The 20,816-nt window shown below is 65.2% G+C and carries 19 protein-coding genes; 13 read left to right on the forward strand and 6 right to left on the reverse strand.

Features of this window, described 5'->3' with window-relative positions; genetic code table 11:
• Positions 1-59 precede the first annotated feature (59 nt).
• The 3 genes from panB to panD all read left to right on the forward strand — a co-directional run bounded on the left by panB (position 60) and on the right by panD (position 2,239).
• A complete protein-coding gene (gene panB, locus ACDK93_RS06740) occupies positions 60-890 on the forward strand; it encodes a 3-methyl-2-oxobutanoate hydroxymethyltransferase (RefSeq protein WP_458071835.1) in 831 nt (276 codons plus the stop codon).
• Positions 891-906: 16 nt separating this feature from the next.
• Complete coding sequence (gene panC / locus ACDK93_RS06745) at positions 907-1,752, forward strand: pantoate--beta-alanine ligase (protein ID WP_458071836.1); 846 nt, start codon at positions 907-909, stop codon at positions 1,750-1,752.
• A gap of 100 nt (positions 1,753-1,852) precedes the next feature.
• The gene (gene panD, locus ACDK93_RS06750) at positions 1,853-2,239 is read left to right on the forward strand and encodes an aspartate 1-decarboxylase (RefSeq protein WP_458071837.1); all 387 of its coding nucleotides are present in this window, start codon (positions 1,853-1,855) and stop codon (positions 2,237-2,239) included.
• A gap of 4 nt (positions 2,240-2,243) precedes the next feature.
• Here panD and queG read toward each other — a convergent pair whose 3' ends face one another.
• A complete protein-coding gene (queG, locus tag ACDK93_RS06755; protein WP_458071838.1) occupies positions 2,244-3,317 on the reverse strand; it encodes a tRNA epoxyqueuosine(34) reductase QueG in 1,074 nt (357 codons plus the stop codon).
• A 38-nt stretch (positions 3,318-3,355) separates the two neighbouring features.
• Here queG and ACDK93_RS06760 point away from each other — a divergent pair, with 38 nt between their 5' ends.
• From ACDK93_RS06760 to ACDK93_RS06780, 5 genes are all read left to right on the forward strand, one after another.
• Positions 3,356-4,855: an NAD(P)H-hydrate dehydratase gene (locus ACDK93_RS06760; protein WP_458071839.1), complete on the forward strand. Its 1,500-nt coding sequence runs from the start codon at positions 3,356-3,358 to the stop codon at positions 4,853-4,855.
• A complete protein-coding gene (gene tsaE / locus ACDK93_RS06765; RefSeq protein WP_458071840.1) occupies positions 4,848-5,321 on the forward strand; it encodes a tRNA (adenosine(37)-N6)-threonylcarbamoyltransferase complex ATPase subunit type 1 TsaE in 474 nt (157 codons plus the stop codon). The genes ACDK93_RS06760 and tsaE overlap by 8 nt, the downstream gene beginning before the upstream one ends.
• A gap of 223 nt (positions 5,322-5,544) precedes the next feature.
• On the forward strand, positions 5,545-7,140 hold the full coding sequence (locus tag ACDK93_RS06770; RefSeq protein WP_458071841.1) for an N-acetylmuramoyl-L-alanine amidase: 1,596 nt from the start codon (positions 5,545-5,547) through the stop codon (positions 7,138-7,140).
• Positions 7,141-7,206: 66 nt separating this feature from the next.
• Entirely contained in the window at positions 7,207-9,039 is a 1,833-nt protein-coding gene (gene mutL, locus ACDK93_RS06775) for a DNA mismatch repair endonuclease MutL (RefSeq protein ID WP_458071842.1), read from the forward strand.
• Positions 9,040-9,105: 66 nt separating this feature from the next.
• Entirely contained in the window at positions 9,106-10,044 is a 939-nt protein-coding gene (locus tag ACDK93_RS06780) for a DUF1684 domain-containing protein (RefSeq protein WP_458071843.1), read from the forward strand.
• A gap of 69 nt (positions 10,045-10,113) precedes the next feature.
• Here the strand turns inward: ACDK93_RS06780 and ACDK93_RS06785 are convergent, their stop codons facing one another.
• Entirely contained in the window at positions 10,114-10,896 is a 783-nt protein-coding gene (locus tag ACDK93_RS06785; RefSeq protein ID WP_458071844.1) for an enoyl-CoA hydratase-related protein, read from the reverse strand.
• Between the two features lie 164 nt (positions 10,897-11,060).
• Between ACDK93_RS06785 and ACDK93_RS06790 the strand changes: the two genes are divergently transcribed.
• The 3 genes from ACDK93_RS06790 (at position 11,061) to ACDK93_RS06800 (ending at position 13,547) form a co-directional block, all read left to right on the forward strand.
• Positions 11,061-11,813 carry an FKBP-type peptidyl-prolyl cis-trans isomerase gene (locus ACDK93_RS06790; protein ID WP_458071845.1) on the forward strand — a complete coding sequence of 251 codons (753 nt, stop codon included), beginning with the start codon at positions 11,061-11,063 and terminating at the stop codon, positions 11,811-11,813.
• An 82-nt stretch (positions 11,814-11,895) separates the two neighbouring features.
• Positions 11,896-12,699 carry a CoA pyrophosphatase gene (locus ACDK93_RS06795; RefSeq protein ID WP_458071846.1) on the forward strand — a complete coding sequence of 268 codons (804 nt, stop codon included), beginning with the start codon at positions 11,896-11,898 and terminating at the stop codon, positions 12,697-12,699.
• Complete coding sequence (locus ACDK93_RS06800) at positions 12,696-13,547, forward strand: sulfurtransferase (RefSeq protein ID WP_458071847.1); 852 nt, start codon at positions 12,696-12,698, stop codon at positions 13,545-13,547. The genes ACDK93_RS06795 and ACDK93_RS06800 overlap by 4 nt, the downstream gene beginning before the upstream one ends.
• A gap of 15 nt (positions 13,548-13,562) precedes the next feature.
• Here ACDK93_RS06800 and ACDK93_RS06805 read toward each other — a convergent pair whose 3' ends face one another.
• From ACDK93_RS06805 to uvrA, 4 genes are all read right to left on the reverse strand, one after another.
• The gene (locus ACDK93_RS06805; protein ID WP_458071848.1) at positions 13,563-14,333 is read right to left on the reverse strand and encodes an enoyl-CoA hydratase/isomerase family protein; all 771 of its coding nucleotides are present in this window, start codon (positions 14,331-14,333) and stop codon (positions 13,563-13,565) included.
• A gap of 22 nt (positions 14,334-14,355) precedes the next feature.
• Complete coding sequence (locus ACDK93_RS06810; protein WP_458071849.1) at positions 14,356-15,819, reverse strand: DUF4139 domain-containing protein; 1,464 nt, start codon at positions 15,817-15,819, stop codon at positions 14,356-14,358.
• A 94-nt stretch (positions 15,820-15,913) separates the two neighbouring features.
• The gene (locus ACDK93_RS06815) at positions 15,914-16,351 is read right to left on the reverse strand and encodes an acyl-CoA thioesterase (protein ID WP_458071850.1); all 438 of its coding nucleotides are present in this window, start codon (positions 16,349-16,351) and stop codon (positions 15,914-15,916) included.
• On the reverse strand, positions 16,348-19,290 hold the full coding sequence (gene uvrA / locus ACDK93_RS06820) for an excinuclease ABC subunit UvrA (RefSeq protein WP_458071851.1): 2,943 nt from the start codon (positions 19,288-19,290) through the stop codon (positions 16,348-16,350). Before uvrA ends, ACDK93_RS06815 begins: the two co-directional genes overlap by 4 nt.
• Positions 19,291-19,557: 267 nt before the next feature.
• Between uvrA and ACDK93_RS06825 the strand changes: the two genes are divergently transcribed.
• Positions 19,558-20,334 (forward strand): DUF2059 domain-containing protein, encoded by a 777-nt coding sequence (locus tag ACDK93_RS06825; RefSeq protein WP_458071852.1) that lies wholly within the window; start codon positions 19,558-19,560, stop codon positions 20,332-20,334.
• A 153-nt stretch (positions 20,335-20,487) separates the two neighbouring features.
• Positions 20,488-20,802 carry a 50S ribosomal protein L21 gene (rplU, locus tag ACDK93_RS06830; RefSeq protein WP_179477175.1) on the forward strand — a complete coding sequence of 105 codons (315 nt, stop codon included), beginning with the start codon at positions 20,488-20,490 and terminating at the stop codon, positions 20,800-20,802.
• The last annotated feature ends 14 nt before the right edge of the window (positions 20,803-20,816 follow it).

Genomic DNA, 20,816 nt, shown 5'->3' on the forward strand with positions numbered 1-20,816 from the left:
CACCATCGTGCGCGGCCGATAATCGGCGGCCGATGTTCCCGTTAATCTGAGGAATTGCCGTGTACGTGCAGAACGCCAGCACCCCCGAACGCAAGCCGGTCACCGTGCCGGGCCTGCATGCGATGAAGGCGCAGGGGCGGCGCATCGTCATGCTGACCGCGTACGACGCCAGCTTTGCTTGGCAGCTGGAAAACGCCGGCGTCGACATTGCGCTGGTGGGCGATTCGCTGGGCATGGTGGTGCAGGGGCATCGCAGCACGCTGCCCGTGACGCTCGATCACATGGTTTATCACACGGCGGCCGTCGCCCGTGGATTGTCTGCCACGATGCTGATAGCCGATCTGCCGTTCATGGCCGATCGCGACACGGCGCACGTGCTGGAAGCTGGCGCGCGGTTGGTCGGCGAAGCCGGCGCGGCGATGGTGAAGATCGAAGGCGCCGCGCCGCATATCCTCGAAGGCATCGCTGCGCTGGTCGCGCGGGCGATTCCCGTATGCGCGCATCTGGGCCTGACGCCGCAGTCGGTGCACAAGTTCGGTGGCTTTCGCATTCAGGGGCGCGAGCAGACTGCGGCGGATCACATTTTGGCCGAGGCGCTGGCGGTACAGGCCGCTGGCGCTGACCTGCTGGTCTTGGAAGGCGTACCGAAGGCGTTAGGCGAGCGCGTGACCGCCGCCGTGAATATACCGGTCATCGGCATCGGCGCCGGCCCGCATTGCGACGGGCAGGTGCTGGTGATCCATGACATGCTCGGCATCACCCCAGGCAAACGACCGAAATTCAGCAAGGATTTCCTCGCTGGGCGCGATTCTGTCGCGGCAGCCATCGCCGCCTACGCCGAGGATGTGCGCAGCGGCGTTTTCCCCGCGCCCGAACACTGTTTCAACTGACCGGCCAAAGCCAACCATGCAGACCGTACAAGACGTCTCCGCGCTGCGCGCGGCTATCCGCGGCTGGCGCAGCAAGGGCGAAACTGTCGGCTTTGTGCCGACCATGGGCAACCTGCACGCAGGCCATCAGTCGCTGATCAAGCTGGCGCGTGCACGTACCGAGCGCGTGATTGCCAGCGTCTTCGTCAACCCGACCCAGTTCGGTCCGAACGAGGACTTCGAGCGCTACCCGCGCACGCTGGTGCAGGATCAGGCCGCGCTGGCCGACCAGGACTGCGATCTGCTGTTTGCCCCCGATGTCGGCACGATTTACCCGTTCGGCCCCGAGCACAGCGTCAGCCTGCGCGTGCCACAAATCACCGAAACGCTGGAAGGCGCCCATCGGCCCGGGCACTTCGACGGCGTGGCCACGGTGGTGTGCAAGCTGTTCAATCTGGTGCAGCCGGACATCGCCGTCTTCGGTCAGAAGGATTTTCAGCAGCTGAAGGTGATCGAGCGGATGGTGCGCGACCTGTCCTTGCCGGTGAAGGTGATGTCCGCGCCGACCCTGCGCGCTGACGACGGCCTGGCGCTGAGTTCGCGCAACCAGTATCTGTCACCCGATGAGCGAGCCCGCGCCGTCCTGATCTACGACACCCTGAGCAAGATGCGCGAGCTGTTTCTGCAGGGTCACGCCTGGCGTGCGCTGGAGCAGGTGGCCGCCTCGCGGCTGACGCGCGCGGGTTTTGCGCCCGATTATGCGGTGATTCGCCGCGCCGACGACCTGGCCGAACCGGCCGAAGATCAGCGCGAGGGCCTGGTCGCGCTCATTGCCGCCCGGCTGGGCACGACCCGTCTGATCGACAACTTGATGTTCGACTAGCACGTCCCTAAATAGTCCCCATCCGGCCGCCCAGTTGCGGCCAAGCCTCCGGGCTTCGATAATTACTCGTTGCGCAGGCTGTACCTGCGGGAAGTACGTCATGCACCTGAACATGCTCAAGGCCAAGATCCACCGGGTCACCGTTACCCATGCCGAGCTTCATTACGAAGGCTCGATCGCGATCGACGGCCTGTTGCTCGACGCGTCGGGCATCCGTGAGTACGAGCAGATCCACGCCTGGAACATCAACAACGGCAAGCGTTTCGTCACTTACGCGCTGCGTGCCGAGGAAGGCTCGGGCATCATTTCGGTCAACGGCAGCGCGGCGCATCGCGCCCAGCCGGGTGATCTGATCATCATCGCCGCCTTCGCCCAGCTCAGCGAGGCGGAGCTGGAGAAATTCCAGCCCACTCTGGTATACGCCGATGCGCACAATCGCATCTCGCACACCAATCGTTCGATCCCCACGCAGATGGTCGCCGCCTGATTCGTCAGCGTTGATGGCGGGCCAGCGCCCACTGCACGTGTTCGCGTACAACGGGTGACACATGCGCCGCTTGCGCCTCCAGCGCGGCGGTGACTGCGGCTGATGTCGGCGAGTTGCCCAGCGCCACGGCGATATTGCGCAGCCAGCCTTCGTAGCCCGTTCGACGGATCGCCATGCCCTCGGTGCGCTTGAGGAATTCCTCTTCGCTCCAGCCGAACAGATCGACTAGTTTGGCGCCGTCCAGGCTATGGCGCGGCGCGAAATCCGGCTCGGTGGTTTCCTGCGCAAACTTGTTCCACGGGCAGATCAGCTGGCAGTCGTCGCAGCCAAAGATGCGGTTGCCCATCGGCGCGCGCAGCTCTTCGGGGATGCTGCCCTTGAGTTCGATCGTGAGATAGGAGATGCAGCGTCGCGCATCGAGTCGGTAGGGCCCGACTATGGCCTGCGTCGGGCAGATGTCGATGCAGCGGTTGCAGCTGCCGCAGTGTGCGCTGGCCGGTGTGTCCACCGGCAACGGCAGGTCGGTGTACAGCTCGCCGAGAAAGAAATACGAGCCGGCGCGTTTGTTGATCAGCACCGTGTGCTTGCCGATCCAGCCTAGCCCGGCGTTGCGCGCCAGCGCCTTTTCCAGCACCGGCGCCGAATCGACGTAGGCGCGATAGCCGAAGTCGCCGACGACGCTGTGAATGCGTTCGGCCAGCTTCTGCAGCCGGCTGCGCATCAGCTTGTGATAGTCGCGACCCAGCGCATAGCGCGCCACGTAGCCGGCTTCAGCATCCTCGATGACGCCCCAGGCGTTGGCCGTCCCGGGCGGGATGTAGTCCATCCGCACCGAGATCACGCGCTGCGTGCCGGGCTCCAGCTCGGCGGGGCGGCTGCGCTTGGCGCCGTGTCGCGCCATGTATTCCATTTCGCCGTGATGGCCGTCGTCGAGCCAGCGTTCGAGGTGCAGTTCGTCGGCGCCGAGATCCGTGCCGCTGATGCCCGCATCGGCAAAGCCAAGTTCCTTCGCCCAGCGCTTGATGTCGCCAGCCAGTGCGGCGTAGTCGATGCGAGGGCGTGTATCGGGCTCGGACATCGATCCATTGTAGACGGTGGCCGTGTCTATAATTCCGGATGGCCAACGCACACCACACCCGCGATCTCTACACCGTCGAACAATTGCGCACGCTAGAAAGCGAGGCGTTTGCCGCTCTGGATGTTTCCGGCACGGATCTGATGCGGCGCGCGGCCAGTGCGGCTTTGAACAGCCTGCGTCGCCACTGGCCCGAAGCGCGTCGCATCACCGTCTACTGCGGACCCGGCAACAACGGCGGCGACGGGTTTCTGCTCGGGCTGCTGGCGCGGGAAGCGGGCCTGCATGTCGAGATCGTTGCGCTCGGCGAGTCGTCGCATGGCGACGCAGCGCTGGCGCGAGCGGCCTGGGCATCCGATGGCGGCACGGTGCGTGCGTGGCGCGTCGATAGCGAACTGCCAGTGGCGGATGTCCAGGTCGACGCGCTGTACGGCATCGGCCTCAATCGTGCGCCGGAACCGGCGGTTGCCAACCTGATCGAGCGCATCAATGCGCTGGACGCGCCGGTGCTTGCGCTGGACGTTCCGTCGGGGATCAACGCCGATTCCGGTCGGCACCTGGGTGCCGCGGTGGCGGCTGACGTCACGGTGACCTTCATCGCCAACAAGCGCGGCCTGCACACAGGGCAGGCGGCTGATTTTGCGGGCATCGTCGAAGTGGCCACGCTGGGCGTTCCTGACAGCATGTACGCGCCGATCCCTCCGGATGCGCAACTGCTGGCGGTGGATTCGTTGCCGCGGCGTCCACGTTATGCCAACAAGGGCAACAATGGCCACGTGCTGGTCGTCGGCGGCGACCACGGCACGGCGGGTGCGGTGCGGATGACCGGAGAAGCGGCCCTGCGCACGGGAGCGGGGCTGGTCACCGTGGCGACGCGCGCGGGCAATATCACCGCATTGAACGCCGCGCGGCCGGAGCTGATGGCGCATGAGGTCGACGGGCCGCAGACGCTGCAGCCGCTGCTCGAACGTGCCAGCGTACTGGCGGTTGGACCGGGTCTGGGCAAAGCGGGCTGGGGTCACGCGCTTTGGCTGACCGCGCTGGACGCCGGCAAACCGCTGGTGCTCGATGCCGACGGCCTGAATCTGCTGTCGGTCGAGTCGCGGCAGTTCACGGCAGCGACCGTCCTCACCCCGCATCCCGGTGAAGCCGGGCGGCTGCTGGGTATCGAGACGAAAGACATCGAACGCGATCGCTTCGCCGCCGCGCGCGAGCTGGCCCGGCGCTACCACGCCGTGGTGGTGCTCAAAGGTTCGGGCACGCTGATTGCCGATCCGTCCGGACGTTTGAGCGTCTGTCCCTGGGGCAATCCGGGCATGGCGTCGGGAGGCATGGGCGACCTGCTGACGGGCGTTATCGCGGCGCTGCTGGCGCAAGGATGCGACGCCTGGCGAGCGGCCTGTCTTGGCGTCGGCCTGCACGCCCGTGCGGGAGACGCGGCGGCACGCCACGGCGAGCGCGGCCTGTTGGCCACCGATCTGCTGCGGCCGCTGCAGGCCCTGGTGAACGGTTTGCCCATCATTGAGCACTACGATGACTGATTCACTGGACGCTACGCGGCAATGGGAGTTGCCGAATGAGGACGCCACGCGTGCGTTGGCTATTAAGGTCGCTGACGCACTCGAGGAGGGCCAGGTCTTCTATCTGCACGGTCCCTTGGGCGCCGGCAAGACCAGCTTCGCGCGGGCGCTGCTGACCGCGCTGGGCGTCGGCGAGCGGGTCAAAAGCCCGACATACAGTTTGATCGAAGGCTACGTCGCTCAAGGGCGACCGGCCTGGCATCTGGATCTCTATCGGATTGCCGATCCGGCCGAGCTGGAGTGGCTCGGTCTGGATGCGCTCAGTGACCCCGCGGCTGTCGTACTGGTCGAATGGCCCGAGCGCGGCACTGGCGCCTTGCCGGCGGCTGATCTCGAATGGCAGCTGGCTTATGCCGGCGACGGCCGCCACGCCACGGTGCGCGCGCTGACCAACCGTGGCCAACGGCTGCTGTCACGGCTGGATTGATGGCGCGCTTTCCGGTTCGTCGGTAGAAGAATCGGCGACGGAAAAAAGCTAAGTGTCTATTTTTGCTTGAAAATTTCTTAGTCGACGTGCAGCCATGATCCTTATCTTAAAGTGCCACTTGCAGCCGATAACTTGACGTAGCCTGACAAAGAGCCCGCAGGTTACGGAAATACAAAGAAAAATGCTGTTGCATTCGCATTGAGACTGCGCTTCAATGCGGCTTATGAGGGGATACCTGAACAGCCTTGGTGGAATCGTCGTCGCAATCGCCGCAGCCACCCCGCTGTGTGCGGTTCATGCGGCCGATCTGAAGGGCGCGCGCGTCTGGGCCGGTCCCGCGTACACGCGGGTGGTCATCGATGCCGCCGGTCCACTGGATTACAAGGTGACCCAGTCGGGTGACCAGCTGCTGGTCGATCTCAGCGGCACCCGGTTGGCGGGCAGCTTTACCGACCCTGCAGCGCACGGCCTTTTCCACGGCATGACGCACGCACAGCAGGGCGATCATCTGCAGCTGACGGCCAAGGTCGAACCCAACAGCCGCCTGAAAAGTTTTGTGCTGAAGCCGGCGTCCGGCTCGGATTACCGGCTGGTGCTGGACCTGTATCCGGGTACGGCGCCGACCGGTCCGGTGATGCCGCACAGCACGGTGGTGGCAGAACATCGCCCCAACGATGACGCCGCCGATACGGCAAAGACGGTGGCGGCCGACGCTGACGCCGATGCAGGCAGCGCGCCGGCGATCGAACCCGCGCCGGTTCCGGTCCGCTCTTCGCGCAGCGGTCGCAATAGCGGTACTTCGGCGCGCGATGCGGCGGCCATGCTCGGCGGCCAGCGCAAGGTGGTGGTGGCGATCGACGCCGGCCACGGCGGCAAGGACCAGGGTGCGCATGGCCCCGGTGGCACGCTGGAGAAAAACGTCACGCTGGCCGTGGCGCGCGATCTGGCCGCGCTGATCAACCGCCAGCCGGGCATGAAGGCCGTGCTGACCCGCGACAACGACTACTTCATCGAGCTGACCCAGCGCTTCAAGATCGCCCGTGACAACAAGGCCGATCTGTTCGTGTCGATCCACGCCGACTCCTACACCAGCGACGATGCCAAGGGTTCGTCCGTATGGGTGCTGTCGCCGCGCGGCAAGACCAGCGAGGCAGCACGCTTTCTGGCCGATCGCGAAAACGCCGAGCTGATCGGCGGCACCACGCTGGACGACAAGGACGATGGCCTGGCCAAGGTGCTGATGGATCTGCAGCAGAGCTGGGCCATCCAGGCCAGCGACACGGTGGCGAACAACGTGCTGCGGGCGCTCGGCATGCTCGGTCCGACGCACCGTGGTTACGTCGAGCGCGCCAATTTCGTGGTGCTGCGTTCGCCCGACGTACCTTCGATCCTGGTCGAAACGGCTTTCATCAGCAATCCGTCGGAGGAGCGCAAACTGCGCGACCCGGCGCATCAGGATCAGCTCGCCGCGGCCGTCATGGGCGGCGTGAAAAGCTACTTCGAGTCGACTCCGCCACCAGGCACCTGGTTTGCCGCCCAGGCCGCCCGCCATAACGGTGACGTGGCATCGTCAGGCACTCATGACAAATCCTCGGTGGCGCTGGCCGATACTGATGACGACAGCGGGGCATCCCAGGCCGAAAGCCCGTCGTCGACCGTGCACGTCAAGGCACGCGACATGCACCGCGTCGGCCCGGGCGAAAGCCTGCGCAGCATCGCCAATCAGTACGGTGTCAGCGTCAGCTCGCTGAAATCCGCGAATCAGATCAGCAGCAACAGCGTGCGGGCCGGCACCATGCTGGCGATACCGACCAGCTGAGCCGGTAAACGCGCGATCGCGGCGCGTGCGCTTTCATGCCGCTGCCCGCTCGCTTAAGCTTGCGGGATGTCGATCATCCGCCTGCTGCCTCCCGAACTCATCAATCAGATTGCCGCCGGCGAGGTCATCGAACGGCCGTCCTCCGTGGTCAAGGAGCTGGTGGAAAACAGCCTCGACGCCGGTGCCAGCCGCATCGAGGTGGACATCGAGGCCGGCGGCTCGCGTTTGATCCGCGTGCGTGACGACGGCGACGGCATTGATGTCGACGAACTGCCGTTGGCGGTTGCATCCCACGCCACCAGCAAGATCGGCAGCTTCGATGATCTGGAGCACGTCGCCAGCATGGGTTTTCGCGGCGAGGCGCTGGCGTCGGTGTCGTCGGTGTCGCGCTTTGCCATCACCTCGCGCGTGCGCGGGCAGGACGCGGCGTTCCGCATCGAGGTCGATAGCGGTCAACTGCTGGCGGCCCGTCCGGCGCAGCATCCGTCCGGCACCAGCGTCGAAGTGCGCGATCTGTTTCACAACGTACCGGCGCGCCGGAAATTCATGCGCGCCGAGCGCACGGAATTTGCGCATATCGACGATCTGCTGAAGTCGCTGGCGCTGGCGCGCAGCGGCGTGGAATTTCGGCTCAGCCACAACGGCAAACCGGTGCGCATCTGGAAAACCGCCAACAGCGAGCAGGCGGCATTGCAGCGCGTTGCCGAAGTGCTGGGCGAGGATTTCCCCGCGCAGAGCCTGCGTGTCGATCACGAGGCCGCTGGCCTGCGCCTCTCCGGTTGGGTCGGCCTGCCGACCGCATCGCGCGGGCAGGCGGACTCGCAGTATTTCTACGTCAACGGGCGGCTGGTGCGCGATCGCATCGTCGCCCACGCGGTGCGTCAGGCGTATGCCGATGTGCTGTTCCACGGTCGCCATGCGGCCTTCGTGCTGTATCTCGAACTTGATCCGGCCGGCGTCGACGTCAACGTGCATCCGGCCAAACACGAAGTGCGCTTTCGCGAGCAGCGGCTGGTGCACGATTTTCTCTATCGCACGCTGCACGAGGCGCTGGCGCAGACGCGGGCCGGGCAGGTGGCGTCGAGCGCGCACGCCGATAACGGCGCACTGACGATGTCGACATCGGCGCCGACTTCGAATTCATCCGCGTACGCCGCGGCCCCGGCATGGTCGGGCAGCTTCAGTCAGAGTCGTTTGAGCCTGGGCGTGCGCGATGCGCCGCTGGCCGAATACGCCGCGCTGGCCGGCGAACCGCCGCGCTACGCCGAGGCTTCCTACCAAGCGGCAACGCTGCCCGCCAATGACGACAGCGAAGCGCCGCCGCTGGGCTTCGCCATCGCGCAGCTAAAAAGCATCTACGTGCTGGCCGAGAACGCGCAGGGCCTGGTGCTGATCGACATGCACGCCGCGCACGAGCGCATCACGTATGAAAAGTTGAAGGCCGGTCGCGCGGGCAGCAATCTGCGCTCGCAGCTCTTGCTGGTGCCGCTGAATATCGCAGTGAGCGCCAAGGAAGCCGTCGCCGCCGAGGAGCATGCCGAAGCGCTCGCCGACTGGGGGCTGGAGCTGTCGCGCAGCGGACCGTCGGGCGTGGTGGTGCGACGTATTCCGTCGGTGCTGGAAGGCGCCGACGTCGGCCAGCTCACCCGCGACGTGCTGGCCGAACTGGCCCAGCACGGCAGCTCGCGCCGACTGCAGGAGCTCGAAAACGAGCTGCTCTCGACCATGGCCTGCCACGGCTCGGTGCGCGCAGGTCGACGGCTGACGATTCCCGAGATGAATGCGCTGCTGCGCGAAATGGAAGCGACCGAACGCTCGGGCCAGTGCAATCACGGTCGACCGACCTGGACCCAGCTCAGCGTGGCCGAGCTGGATCGTCTGTTTATGCGCGGACGCTGATCGCGACTTGCCCTGCGCGCAAAGCGCCGGTGATACTCGGCGTTCTGCCTGCTACGGATTGCCGCCATGCTTCGCCACACCTTTCTCGCCCTCGCGCTGTTTTCCGGAGCCGCTCTCGTGCACGCTGATTCGCCAACACCATCGTCGTCCTCAGTCACCGATCCGGCTGCCTACGTGCAGCAGATCAAGCAGCTGCGCGACGCACGCGTTGCCCGGCTGACGTCACCCAACGGCTGGCTGAGCCTGATCGGTCTGGAGTGGCTGAAGGTCGGCGCCAACCGCGTTGGCGCGGCGGCGGACAACGACATCGTGCTGAAGGCCGGCCCGGCGCATCTGGGCACGGTGACGCTGGGCAAGGACGGCAGCCTGCATATCGCGCTGGCCAAGGACAGCGGCGCCACGATCGACGGCAAGACCCTCGCGGAAGCGGCGCTGATCGACGATGCACATGCCACCAGGACGACCAACCCGACGATGGTGAGCTTCGGCCACGCCAATTTCTACGTGATCGATCGCGACGGCCGCAAGGCGCTGCGCGTGAAAGACAGCGACGCCGAGACGCGCACGCATTTCCTCGGCCTGGATTATTTTCCGACCGACCCGTCGTGGCGCATCACCGCCGACTGGGTGCCTTTCAATCCGGCGCACACGATGGAAATCGGTTCGGTCATCGGCACGATCGACAAGGTCGACGTGCCGGGCAAGGCGGTGTTCAAACGCGACGGGCACACCTACGAGCTGATGCCGTATCAGGAAGAGCCGGGCGGCGACCTGTTCTTCGTGATCGCCGACCGCACTTCGGGCAAGGAAACTTACGGCGCGGCGCGCTTCATGGACGTGCCGCTGCCGAAGGACGGCAAGGTGATTCTCGATTTCAACCTGGCCTACAACCCGCCGTGCGCGTTCACGCCGTACGCCACATGTCCGCTGGCGCCGCCGGAAAATCGGCTCGATCTGCGCGTGACGGCCGGCGAAGAAAAATACCGTGGCGGTCATCCGCACTGATGGCATTCCGGCCAGCGCGGGATCGACAGCGAATGATCGTCCCTGCGCCGGCCGTCGACTACTGAAAGTTCAGCGGCCGACGAAGCTGGCCTTGCGCTTTTCCAGAAACGCGGACGTGCCTTCGCGCATATCCTCGGTGGAGAACGCCAGCGCGAAGCCCTGGGTTTCGAAAGCCAGACCCTGATCGATCGCGGTTTCGCCGCCGCTGAGCACGGCATCGAGAATGCCGGCAGCCGCCAGCGGCGCCGCGGCGGCGAGTTGATCGGCCAAGGTTGCCACGGCTTCATCCAGAGCGTCGGGCGAGACCACACGCGTGACGATGCCGAGCTCGTAGGCCCGCTGCGCGTTGATCGTGGCGCCGGTCAGGCACAGCTCCAGCGCAGCCCCGCGGCCGGCCAGGCGCAGCAGCCGCTGCGTGCCACCGAAACCGGGGATCAGCCCCAGGTTGATCTCCGGTTGGCCGAACTTTGCTTTGTCGCTGGCCACGCGCAGATGGCAGGCCATGGCCAGCTCCATGCCGCCGCCGAGAGCAAAGCCCTGGATACGCGCGATCACCGGCTTGCCGAGGCGTTCGATCGAGCTCATCAGGCGCTGACCCGTGCGCGAAAACGCCAGCGCCTGGGTGGGGGTGTAGCCGTTCATCTCGGCGATGTCGGCACCGGCGACAAAGGCCTTTTCGCCGGCGCCGGTCAGCACCACGGCGCGCACGCCATCGTCCTGCGCGGCCTGAGCGAACGCTAGGGTCAGCTCGTTGAGTGTTTCGCGGTTGAGCGCATTGAGCTTGTCCGGCCGGTTAACCGTAATTGTTTCTACAGCGCCGCGGCGGGTGATTTCCAGGTTGCGAAAAGCCATGAGCAATCCCAATGAAGGCAAAACCGGCATGTTAGCAGCGGGAACCTTTGTCACCGGGGAGGTTCTCACTTTCCGAACAAGCCGCTGCATGCGCGCCCTCAACCGCTTAGGATGTCGCATCCGGCGGTGATGCTCAGTCGGCCGTGGCGACAGAGAAGGACTCGATGGACAACCGCTCGACACATTGGCCGAAGTACTGGCACGCGATCCTGCTGGGCGGGTTTCTGCTCGGCGGCCAGGTGTGCGCGCAAGGTCGTCCGCCGGATGCGCCGCCGGCACCGGCCAGGCTCGACAAGGTCAAGCTGTCATATGCCATCGGCTACCAGATCGGTGACCAGTTTGCCGACGGCAAGCCCGACGTGGATATTCCGACCCTGCAGCGCGCCATCCAGGACGCCTACGCCAAGCGGCACCCCGCGGTTCCCATGGAGCAGATGCATCAGCAGCTGCAGCTGCTTGCGCAACAGATGCATGCCGATGCATTGACCGAATACAAGCACATCGCCGTGGACAACGCGCGCAAGAGCAGCGATTTCATGGCGGCCAATGCGCAGGTGAAGGGTGTGGTGCAGCTGCCTTCCGGCATCCAGTATTCCGTGATCACCAAAGGTACGGGCACGACCAAGCCCGGCGTTACCAGCACGGTGATGTTGAACTATCGCGGCATGTTGATCGACGGCACCGAGTTCGACAGCACCTGGGCGCACGGCGCGCCGGCGATCATGACCGTCAACAAGATGATTCGCGGCTGGCAGGATGTGATTCCGCGCATGCGTGTGGGCGATCGCTGGAGGGTGGTGATCCCGCCGCAGCTGGCCTACGGTGAAACCGGCGCGTTGCCGCGCATCGGCCCCAACGAAGCGCTGGTATTCGAAATTCAATTGCTCGACATCAAGCCGCAGTCGGACAAGCCCTGAATCAGCCATCCATCGAGTGGGCCCTGGCTCGACGGCCGCCGGGCTGCTGATCGAAGCAAGCCGCGGTGGTAGCATCACGGGGATGCCCAATGCCTACCGTCTAGCACCAGCCACGGCTCTCTCTCCCTGCATCGGCATATGCCGGCTGGACAACCGCGGACTATGCGTGGGATGCCAGCGCACCGTGGAAGAAATTGGCCGCTGGGCAAGCATGGGCGACGACGAGCGGTTGTCGATCATGCACCACGAACTCCCTGCACGGAAAAATCCGGCGATGCAAGAGGATGCGCTGGCACGGCTGCTGCCGGCGCTGCATCCGCTTTCCACGCCGCCGAGCGGGCCGGGCTGGAATCATGACGACATGACCACGCTGCTCGGCACGGCCGATCGTCAGCCCGCAGCGGTGCTGGTCGGGTTCCGCGAAGGCGTACAGCCGCGCCTGGTGCTGACCGTGCGCACCGCACACCTGCAGTCGCACGCCGGTCAGGTGGCTTTTCCGGGCGGGCGCAGCGATCCGGAGGATCGCAACGCGATCGGTACCGCACTGCGCGAGAGCCAGGAAGAAATCGGCCTGGATCCGGCCCTGGTGACGCCGCTGGGTTATCTGGACTGCTTCGAGACGATCAGCGGCTACGTCATTACGCCGGTGGTCGCGCGTATCGCCGCCGATGCGCCGCTGCATCCGGCGCCGGACGAGGTCGCCGAAGTGTTCGAAGTACCGCTGGATTTTCTGCTGGAGCCCGCCAACCTGCGTCGCTACACGATGGACTTTCGCGGCCACCGACGACCGATGGTCGAATTTATCTACGGCGGCCATCGCATCTGGGGCGCCACCGCGTCGATGCTGTTGAACCTGCTGCAGCGCATGGGCCTGGACCACGTATGACGCTTCTGACGACCTTGATCGATGCCGCCAGTCTCGCCCGACTCGCACTACACGAAGTGCTGATCGTCGATTGCCGCTTCGATCTGGCCGATCCCGCCAAAGGCGAGCGCGAGTATCTGGACGGCCATATCCCAGGTGCGGTTTACGCCAGCCTCGATCGTGACCTGTCCGATCTGTCGCGCCAGGCCGAAGGGCTGGGGCGACATCCGCTGCCGCTGGAATCGGCGCTCGCGCAGTCGCTGTCGCGCTGGGGCTGGCAGCCGGGCATGCCGGTCGTCGGTTACGACGCGGCCGGCGGCGCGCTGGCGGCGGCACGGCTGTGGTGGCTGCTGCGTCTGATCGGCGAGAAAAACGTCGCTGTCCTGGACGGCGGCTACGCCGCTTGGCGGGCCGCCGGCTTGCCCATCGAAAAAGGCGCGGCGGCAGCGCGTCCCGCCAGCAAAGTCTCACTGAGATTCAACGACGGCCTCATGCTGCTCGATCACGCGGCCGTGGCCGACGCGGCGGCAGGCACTTTGCTCGATGCCCGGGCCGCGCCGCGTTATCGCGGCGAGGTCGAGCCGCTGGATCGTGTCGGCGGCCACGTGCCTGGCGCCTCGAACAGGCCGTTCAGCGACAACCTGGGCAGCGACGGTCGTTTCAAACCGGCTGCCCAGCTGCGCGATGAGTTTCTGGCTGTGCTTGGCGCGGCCGACCCATCAAGCGTGGTGCATATGTGCGGCTCGGGCGTTACCGCCTGCCATAACCTGCTGGCGATGGAACACGCCGGGCTGCACGGTTCGCGACTGTATCCGCCGTCGTGGAGCGGCTGGGTCAGCGACCCCGCACGCCCCGTAGCGAAGGGTTGAACCGGCGACGCCCGCTCAGGCCTTGTTCTTCAAGCGCGCGACCAGCTGCTGCAGCACCGCCTGCGTCTGCGGATGAAAGAAACCGTCGACGAATCCGTCCAACGGCAGCGCCTCGGGGTTCGAGTAGGCGGTGGTGAGATCCGCGCGGGCAATGGCGCGGGTCGCAAGCATCGCTTCCGACGGTAGGGTCAGCAGTTCGTTCAACCAATACAACGAACGCACGGTGACCTGATCCACGCCGGTGGTCTCGTCGACAAAACCGCAGGCCAGCGCTTCAGCCGCGTCGATCATCGCTCCGGAAACCAGCAGCCGTTCAGCGCGATACGCGCCAACCACGCGGCGCAGCGCCATCTGGATGTTTTCCGGCACGGGCAGGCCGACGCGCACTTCGTTGAGGCCAATCTTGTAAGGGCCCTCGGCCATCACCCGGTAATCGCAGAACAGCGAGATGACCGCGCCGCCGGCCGGGCTGTGTCCCGTGATCGACGCAACGACGGGCACCGGCGAACGCGCTAGCGCCGCACAGACCGCGAAGAACTCGCTCCAGAAGGCGTGCACGCCAGCGCGGTCGATACCCAACAACGAGGGCACGTCGGCACCGGCGGAGAACATGCCCGGCGCGCCGGACAGTACGATGCCGCGGACGCCCTGGGCGATGCTGTCGTCAATGGCAGCACGCAGTGCGCGCAGCATCTCCAGATTCAGCGCGTTGACCGGCGGGCGAGCCATCTGGATTTCGCGGATGGTGCCGCCTGTGGTGGCGTCGTGAGTGATCAGATTGAGCATGGCCAACTCCTCGAGTAATTGCCTATTGTGGCTGATCGCCGGCTGTCCAGGCGTAATGCACGGCGTAGTCCAGCGTGGCCTTGCCGTTGGCCGGCACGTCGATCTTGAATTCCAGCGTGTCGGTCGTCTGCTCGCTGGGCTTGCTGCTCGACGAGGTGAGCGTCCACTGTCGCCAGCGGTTGGGATGCTCGCGCACGGTGACTACGCGCGCGCTGTCGCTGGCGTTGCTGAGGACGATGCGGAAGGCTTCGTCCAGTGTATGGCCGGCCTTGTCGACGCTAAAGTGAGTGCGCGTGCGTTCGGCGTGCAGGTCGAACGCGGTGCCTAGCGTGATGGTGGCATCGCTGCCTTTGGCGGTGTCATTGATGCGGCCTTCGCCGATAAACTGCGGCGTGCCGTTCTTGTCGGCGGTCAGCACGCGCAGATAGCCGGCCGGCAGGCTGTCGAACGCCGTCAGCTTCAAGGTGCTGACGATCGCGCCGCCGCCGTCCTGATTAAAGTTTTCGTCCACCATCGGCTGACCCGGCTGGTAGCTGTTGCCGTTGTCGAACAGCGCCGTGCGTTCACAGCTCATCGTGCGCGTGGCGTACAGCGGCACCTGGCTGACGCTGCCGTCGGGCAGGTCGATGGCTCCGGGCAGGGTATAGCTGCGGTAATCGGCGAGCGTCGACTGCTCGGGCATCGCATCGGCGTTGGTCATCGCACGGGCGGCTTTCATCATCATCGGTCGTGGCGCCGAGGCTTTGGCGAAATTGGGTTCGCCGGCAATCAGGGTGAGCTGCGTGTCTTTCCAGTCGCGGCCGCTGCGGTTGGCGATGCTGGCGTGCGACTCGAACTGCATGCGGCACGCGTCGCCCGGCTGCAGCGTGGCGACATACGCCGCGCGCCAGCCGAGTCCGGAAGTGGGATAGCTCAGTACCGCCTTGCTGGGCCCCGCGTGTGCGGCGTCGATGCGCAGGCTCAGGCTGGAACCCGTAGGAAAGTCGGCGCCGGTGGTGCGCACGCCGGCATAGCTGGTGATCAGCGTCGTGCTGCCGTTGCCGTCGCGAATCAGCAGCCCGTCGCCGGCTCGCATCAGCGTACCGCGGGCCAGCGTCTGGCCGGTGCTGCCGAGCACGTCCACGGTGTGGCCGGTGAGTCCGGTCAGCGCCGCGCTCTGACCCTGCGCCAGAAGCAGACGCTGCGACAGCACCTTGGCGTCGCCGCCGGGAAAGCCTAGCGCCAGCGCCTCGGCATCCAGCGAGGTCGGCAGATCGCCGATCACCACGTCATGCGTACCTGCCTCAAGCGTTAGCGCGCGCTGCTCGCGCACCACGGCGTAGCCGCCATCCACATTGGCATCGCCACTGCTCGCATACAGCGACGCGCTGTCGCTGCGATAAAGAGTGAGTTCGGTGGCGCTGGAGGCATGCGCGACACTGATGCTCGCGATGCCGGCATAGGCGGCTATTGCGAGGGAAAGGATGGTGCGACGCGGTGAGGACATCGGGCGAACTCCGTCGAAAAGTCGAAGCTCATCATAACGACGGCCGGTGAACGCCATCCGTCGCAGCGGCTTTTTCAACCAACCCCTTTTTGCCTCAATCCGCGTTGCGCTTGCCGGCTGCCTCGCGCACCGTCGGCGGCAGAGGAACCGGTTTGCCGGTCGCCGGATTGACCCACACCATCACCACCTTGCCGTCGCTGTAGACACGGCTCGCGTCGCCGGCATCGACAATGCGGTGCGCGAGCGTCAGCGAGCTGCTGCCGATCCGCGCACAGCGCAACTCCACATGCAGTGAAGCCGGCCAGGTGATCGGCTGGCGATAGTTCAGTTCGCTGGCGGCCAACACCGGCGAACTCGCGCTATCGGACCAGTCCCGCAGCTGCTGCAGCCACTGCAGGCGCGTTTCTTCCAGATAGGTCTGGTAGTTGGCGTTGTTGACGTGATTGAACGGATCGAGATCGCGCCAGCGCACGTCGATGGCAGCCACGAACAGCGGCTTGCCCGAGTGATCGACAGATGCATCCGCACTCACGAACGCTTCTTCCGCGGCAGCGGGTGATGCTTGTCGGCGGAGGCGATGTGCTTGGTCGCCGCCTTTACCCGCTTCTCGGCGCCCGGCGCGCGCGCTGCCTTGTTGGCCTTGTGCGCGTTCAGATGCGGCGCGAGGAAATGGCCGGTGTGCGAGCTGGCCGTTGCCGCCACCGTTTCCGGCGTGCCGGCAACCAGGATCTGGCCACCGCCGGCGCCGCCCTCGGGCCCGAGATCGACGATCCAGTCGGCGGTCTTGATCACGTCGAGGTTGTGCTCGATCACCACCACGGTATTGCCCTGGTCGACCAGCTGATGCAGCACGTCGAGCAGCTGCTCGATGTCGTGGAAGTGCAGGCCGGTGGTCGGCTCGTCCAGGATATACAGCGTGCGGCCGGTATCGCGCTTGGACAGCTCCTTTGACAGCTTCACGCGCTGCGCTTCGCCGCCGGACAGCGTGGTCGCGCTCTGGCCGAGCTTGATGTAATCCAGGCCGACAGCGCGCAGGGTGTCGAGCTTGCGCGCGACGGTCGGCACGTTCTCGAAGAGCTTCAGCGCGTCCTCCACCGTCATGTCCAGCACGTCGGCAATCGTGTGGCCCTTGTAGAGGATGGCCAGCGTCTCGCGGTTGTAGCGCTTGCCGGCGCAGACGTCGCACGGCACGTAGACGTCCGGCAGAAAATGCATCTCCACCTTGATCATGCCGTCGCCTTCGCACGCCTCGCAGCGGCCGCCGCGCACGTTGAAGCTGAAGCGGCCCGCGGTATAGCCGCGCGAGCGTGCCTCGGGCACCTGCGCAAACATCTCGCGCAGCGGGGTGAACAGGCCGGTGTAAGTGGCCGGGTTAGAGCGGGGCGTGCGGCCGATCGGCGACTGGTCGATGTCGACAACCTTGTCGAACAGATCCATGCCTTCGATTGCTGTGTACGGAGCTGCCGTGGTGCCGGCGCCGTTGAGTTCCGACGCGGCCAGCGAGAACAGCGTGTCGTTGATCAGGGTCGACTTGCCCGAACCCGATACGCCGGTGACGCAGGTAAACAGCCCGGCCGGAATCGCCAAGTCGACGTTCTTGAGATTGTTGCCGCTAGCGCCCTTCAGATGCAGCCACGACGCCTTGTCGATCGGCTGACGACGCTCCTTCGGCACTTCGATCGCGCGCTTGCCCGACATGAATTGCCCGGTGATCGAGCGCGGTGAGGCAAGCAGATCCTTGAACGTACCTTGCGCAACCACTTCACCACCGTGCACGCCGGCACCCGGGCCGATATCGAGCACGTGATCGGCCATGCGGATCGCGTCCTCGTCGTGCTCAACCACGATCACCGTATTGCCCAGGTCGCGCAGCCGCGTCAGCGTGCCGAGCAGGCGCTCGTTGTCGCGCTGGTGCAGGCCGATCGACGGCTCGTCCAGTACGTACATCACGCCCACCAGGCCGGCGCCGATCTGCGAGGCCAGACGGATGCGCTGCGCTTCGCCGCCCGACAGCGTGTCGGCCTGGCGATCAAGGGTGAGGTAGTTGAGGCCGACGTCGTTGAGAAAGGTCAGCCGCTCGCGGATTTCCTTGACGATCTTCGCCGCGATCTCGCCGCGCCAGCCGGTCAGCTTCAGCGTCTCAAAAAAGCTCAGCGTGTCGTCGATCGAGCGATGGGTCAGCGACGGCAGCGCATGATCGGCCACGAACACGTTGCGCGCCGAGCGGTTCAGCCGCTGGCCCTCGCAGGTGGGGCAGGGCTGGTCGCTGATGTACTTTGCCAGCTCCTCGCGCACGGCAGCGGATTCGGTTTCCTTGTAGCGCCGATCGAGGTTCGGCAGGATGCCTTCGAAGGCATGCTCGCGGGTGACCTTGCCGCCGCGCTCGGTGATGTAGCGGAACGCGATTTTTTCCTTGCCGCTGCCGAACAGGATGGCCTTCTGGACGTCCGCAGAAAGAGACTTCCACGGCTTGTCCACATCGAACTTGTAGTGTGCGGCCAGCGACAGAATCAGCTGAAAATAATGCGCGTTGCGCCGATCCCAGCCGCGCACCGCACCGCCGGCCAGGCTCAGCTCGGGGTGGCCGACCACGCGCGCCGGATCGAAGACCTGGGTGATGCCCAGGCCATCGCAATCCGGGCAGGCGCCGACCGGTGAGTTGAACGAAAACAGCCGCGGCTCCAGCTCCGGCAGCGAGTAATCGCACAGCGGACACGAGAAGCGCGAGGACAACATCTGCTCCTTGGCGTTCTGATCATCCATGTCGACCACAATCACCAGCCCGTCGCCGAGTCGCAGCGCGGTCTCGAACGATTCGGCCAGCCGCTGCTTGATGTCCTCGCGCGGACGGAAGCGGTCGATCACCGCTTCGATGGTGTGCTTCTGCCGCAGCGTCAGCGGCGGCACGGCGTCGAGGTCGTAGACCGCGCCGTCGACGCGGGCACGCACGAAGCCCTGCGCGCGCAGCTGGTCGAACACCTGCACATGCTCGCCCTTGCGCTCGCGGATGACCGGCGCCAGCAGCATGTAGCGCCTCTCGCTGTCCATCGCCAGGGTCGCATCGACCATCTGGCTCACCGTCTGCGCTTCCAGCGGAATGCCGTGGTCCGGACAGCGCGGCGTGCCGACGCGTGCGAACAGCAAGCGCAGGTAGTCGTACACCTCGGTAATCGTGCCGACGGTGGAGCGCGGGTTGTGCGAGGTGGACTTCTGCTCGATCGAAATCGCCGGCGACAGGCCTTCGATATGATCGACGTCGGGCTTTTCCATGATCGACAGAAACTGCCGCGCATAGGCCGACAGCGACTCGACGTAGCGGCGCTGGCCCTCCGCGTAGATGGTGTCGAACGCCAGCGACGATTTCCCTGACCCGGACAGCCCGGTAATCACGATCAGCTTGTCGCGCGGCAGGTCGATGTCGATATTTTTGAGATTGTGCGTGCGTGCGCCGCGGATTTTGATCGTGTCCATGACGCTCGGATTTTGGGGTGGAGGCGGACTATAACAACCTGGGTTGTGGCTTCGTTGTGTGCGTGTCTGCCGCCGATGTCGCAGACCCGCGATCGTCCATCGCCTTTCGCCCACGGCGCGGCAGCGAAGGTTTCGGAACTTTGCCCATCGGGCCACATAGGCTCGGCCAGAGATCGCCCAGTCAGCCGCGGTTTGCGGGCTGGCCGGCGTATCTGGTTACTATGTGAAGCTCAGATCACGCAGTCGTTTCGAACGGAAGGTATATAGATGGCAATGCGCAAGCGTCTCGGCTTTGTCGCCGGCATCCTGCTGGCAGTGGCGACCACCCAGGCCTTTGCCGCGCAGCCCACGGAGCAGCAGGTTCGCCAGCTGATGGACGCGATCGGGCTGGGCAAATCATTGAGCCAGATGAACAGCCAGGTCGCCACCAGCATGAAACAGGCGCTGCCGTGCGTGTCCTCCAACTATTGGCAGGGCTACATCGACGACAACAGCAGCAAGGATTTTGTCAGCCGCCTCGTGCCGATTTACCAGAAGCATTTCACCGCCGACGAGGTGGACGGCATGGTAAAATTTTACAGCTCGCCGTTGGGCCAGAAGGTGCTTACGGAAATGCCGCTGGCCCTGGCCGAGGCCAATCAGGCCGGCCAGCAGTGGAGCCATGACCATACCCAGCAGATGATTGCCAAGCTTGAGCAGGCGGGCACGCTCGGTGCCGACGGCCGCTGCCCGGCGTCATTTGCCGGCGGCCCTGCGTCCGCTGGCTCCGCAGCCGCCGCTTCCGATGACTCCAGTCCCGATGCCGCCACCGATGCCGCGGATGTCGCGGTCGCCACGCACGTCACGTCGTCCCGGCATCACGGGCATACGCCGATCAAACGGCACACCACGACCAAAAAGGCGGCGTCTGCCAAAAAGGCTTCCGCGACCAGGAAAAGCGCCCCGGTAAAGGCGAAAACGTCATCCAAAACGCCGGCCAAGCACCACGCCACCACGAAAAAGCCCGCTTCCGGAACCCCGAAAACCACGCCAGCCAGCCAGTGAGCTCGGTCGCCCTGTCAAGACGGTAGGGCGTCGGGAATGAGGGTGTGGTCAGTATTTGACCAGCGCGGGCCCAGGTCGTTATAATCCGCGGTTCGCCAAACCGTGATTAGGATATGGCGGTACCCAAGAGAATAACTAAAGAAGGGCAATACGATGAGTTACGCAGTCATCAAGACCGGTGGCAAGCAGTACCGCGTACAGCAGGGCGATGTCCTGCGCGTGGAGCTGCTGAACGCCGAAGAAGGCGCGACCTTCAACTTCGACCAGGTGCTGATGCATGGCATCGGTGAGTCGGTGGTTGTGGGCGCACCGCTGGTTGATGGGGTCACCGTCAGCGCCACCATTCGCAAGCATGGTCGTGCCGATAAGATTCGCATCATCAAGTTCCGCCGCCGCAAGCACTACAAGCGTCAGCAGGGACATCGCCAGCATTTCACCGAAATCGAAATCACGGGCATCAACGCCTGAGTATCTGGAGACTT

The sequence above is a fragment of the Rhodanobacter sp. BL-MT-08 genome (assembly GCF_054161255.1).

Excerpts from the sequence above, each read along its gene's own strand:
- ACDK93_RS06770 (WP_458071841.1), top strand. The coding sequence starts at position 5,545 with ATGAGGGGATACCTGAACAGCCTTGGTGGAATCGTCGTCGCAATCGCC.
- ACDK93_RS06780 (WP_458071843.1), top strand. The coding sequence starts at position 9,106 with ATGCTTCGCCACACCTTTCTCGCCCTCGCGCTGTTTTCCGGAGCCGCT.
- ACDK93_RS06825 (WP_458071852.1), top strand. The coding sequence starts at position 19,558 with ATGGCAATGCGCAAGCGTCTCGGCTTTGTCGCCGGCATCCTGCTGGCA.
- panD (WP_458071837.1), top strand. The coding sequence starts at position 1,853 with ATGCACCTGAACATGCTCAAGGCCAAGATCCACCGGGTCACCGTTACC.
- mutL (WP_458071842.1), top strand. The coding sequence starts at position 7,207 with ATGTCGATCATCCGCCTGCTGCCTCCCGAACTCATCAATCAGATTGCC.
- tsaE (WP_458071840.1), top strand. The coding sequence starts at position 4,848 with ATGACTGATTCACTGGACGCTACGCGGCAATGGGAGTTGCCGAATGAG.
- ACDK93_RS06805 (WP_458071848.1), bottom strand. The coding sequence starts at position 14,333 with ATGCTCAATCTGATCACTCACGACGCCACCACAGGCGGCACCATCCGC.
- ACDK93_RS06785 (WP_458071844.1), bottom strand. The coding sequence starts at position 10,896 with ATGGCTTTTCGCAACCTGGAAATCACCCGCCGCGGCGCTGTAGAAACA.
- uvrA (WP_458071851.1), bottom strand. The coding sequence starts at position 19,290 with ATGGACACGATCAAAATCCGCGGCGCACGCACGCACAATCTCAAAAAT.
- ACDK93_RS06810 (WP_458071849.1), bottom strand. The coding sequence starts at position 15,819 with ATGTCCTCACCGCGTCGCACCATCCTTTCCCTCGCAATAGCCGCCTAT.
- rplU (WP_179477175.1), top strand. The coding sequence starts at position 20,488 with ATGAGTTACGCAGTCATCAAGACCGGTGGCAAGCAGTACCGCGTACAG.
- queG (WP_458071838.1), bottom strand. The coding sequence starts at position 3,317 with ATGTCCGAGCCCGATACACGCCCTCGCATCGACTACGCCGCACTGGCT.
- ACDK93_RS06800 (WP_458071847.1), top strand. The coding sequence starts at position 12,696 with ATGACGCTTCTGACGACCTTGATCGATGCCGCCAGTCTCGCCCGACTC.
- ACDK93_RS06760 (WP_458071839.1), top strand. The coding sequence starts at position 3,356 with ATGGCCAACGCACACCACACCCGCGATCTCTACACCGTCGAACAATTG.
- ACDK93_RS06790 (WP_458071845.1), top strand. The coding sequence starts at position 11,061 with ATGGACAACCGCTCGACACATTGGCCGAAGTACTGGCACGCGATCCTG.
- panC (WP_458071836.1), top strand. The coding sequence starts at position 907 with ATGCAGACCGTACAAGACGTCTCCGCGCTGCGCGCGGCTATCCGCGGC.
- ACDK93_RS06795 (WP_458071846.1), top strand. The coding sequence starts at position 11,896 with ATGCCCAATGCCTACCGTCTAGCACCAGCCACGGCTCTCTCTCCCTGC.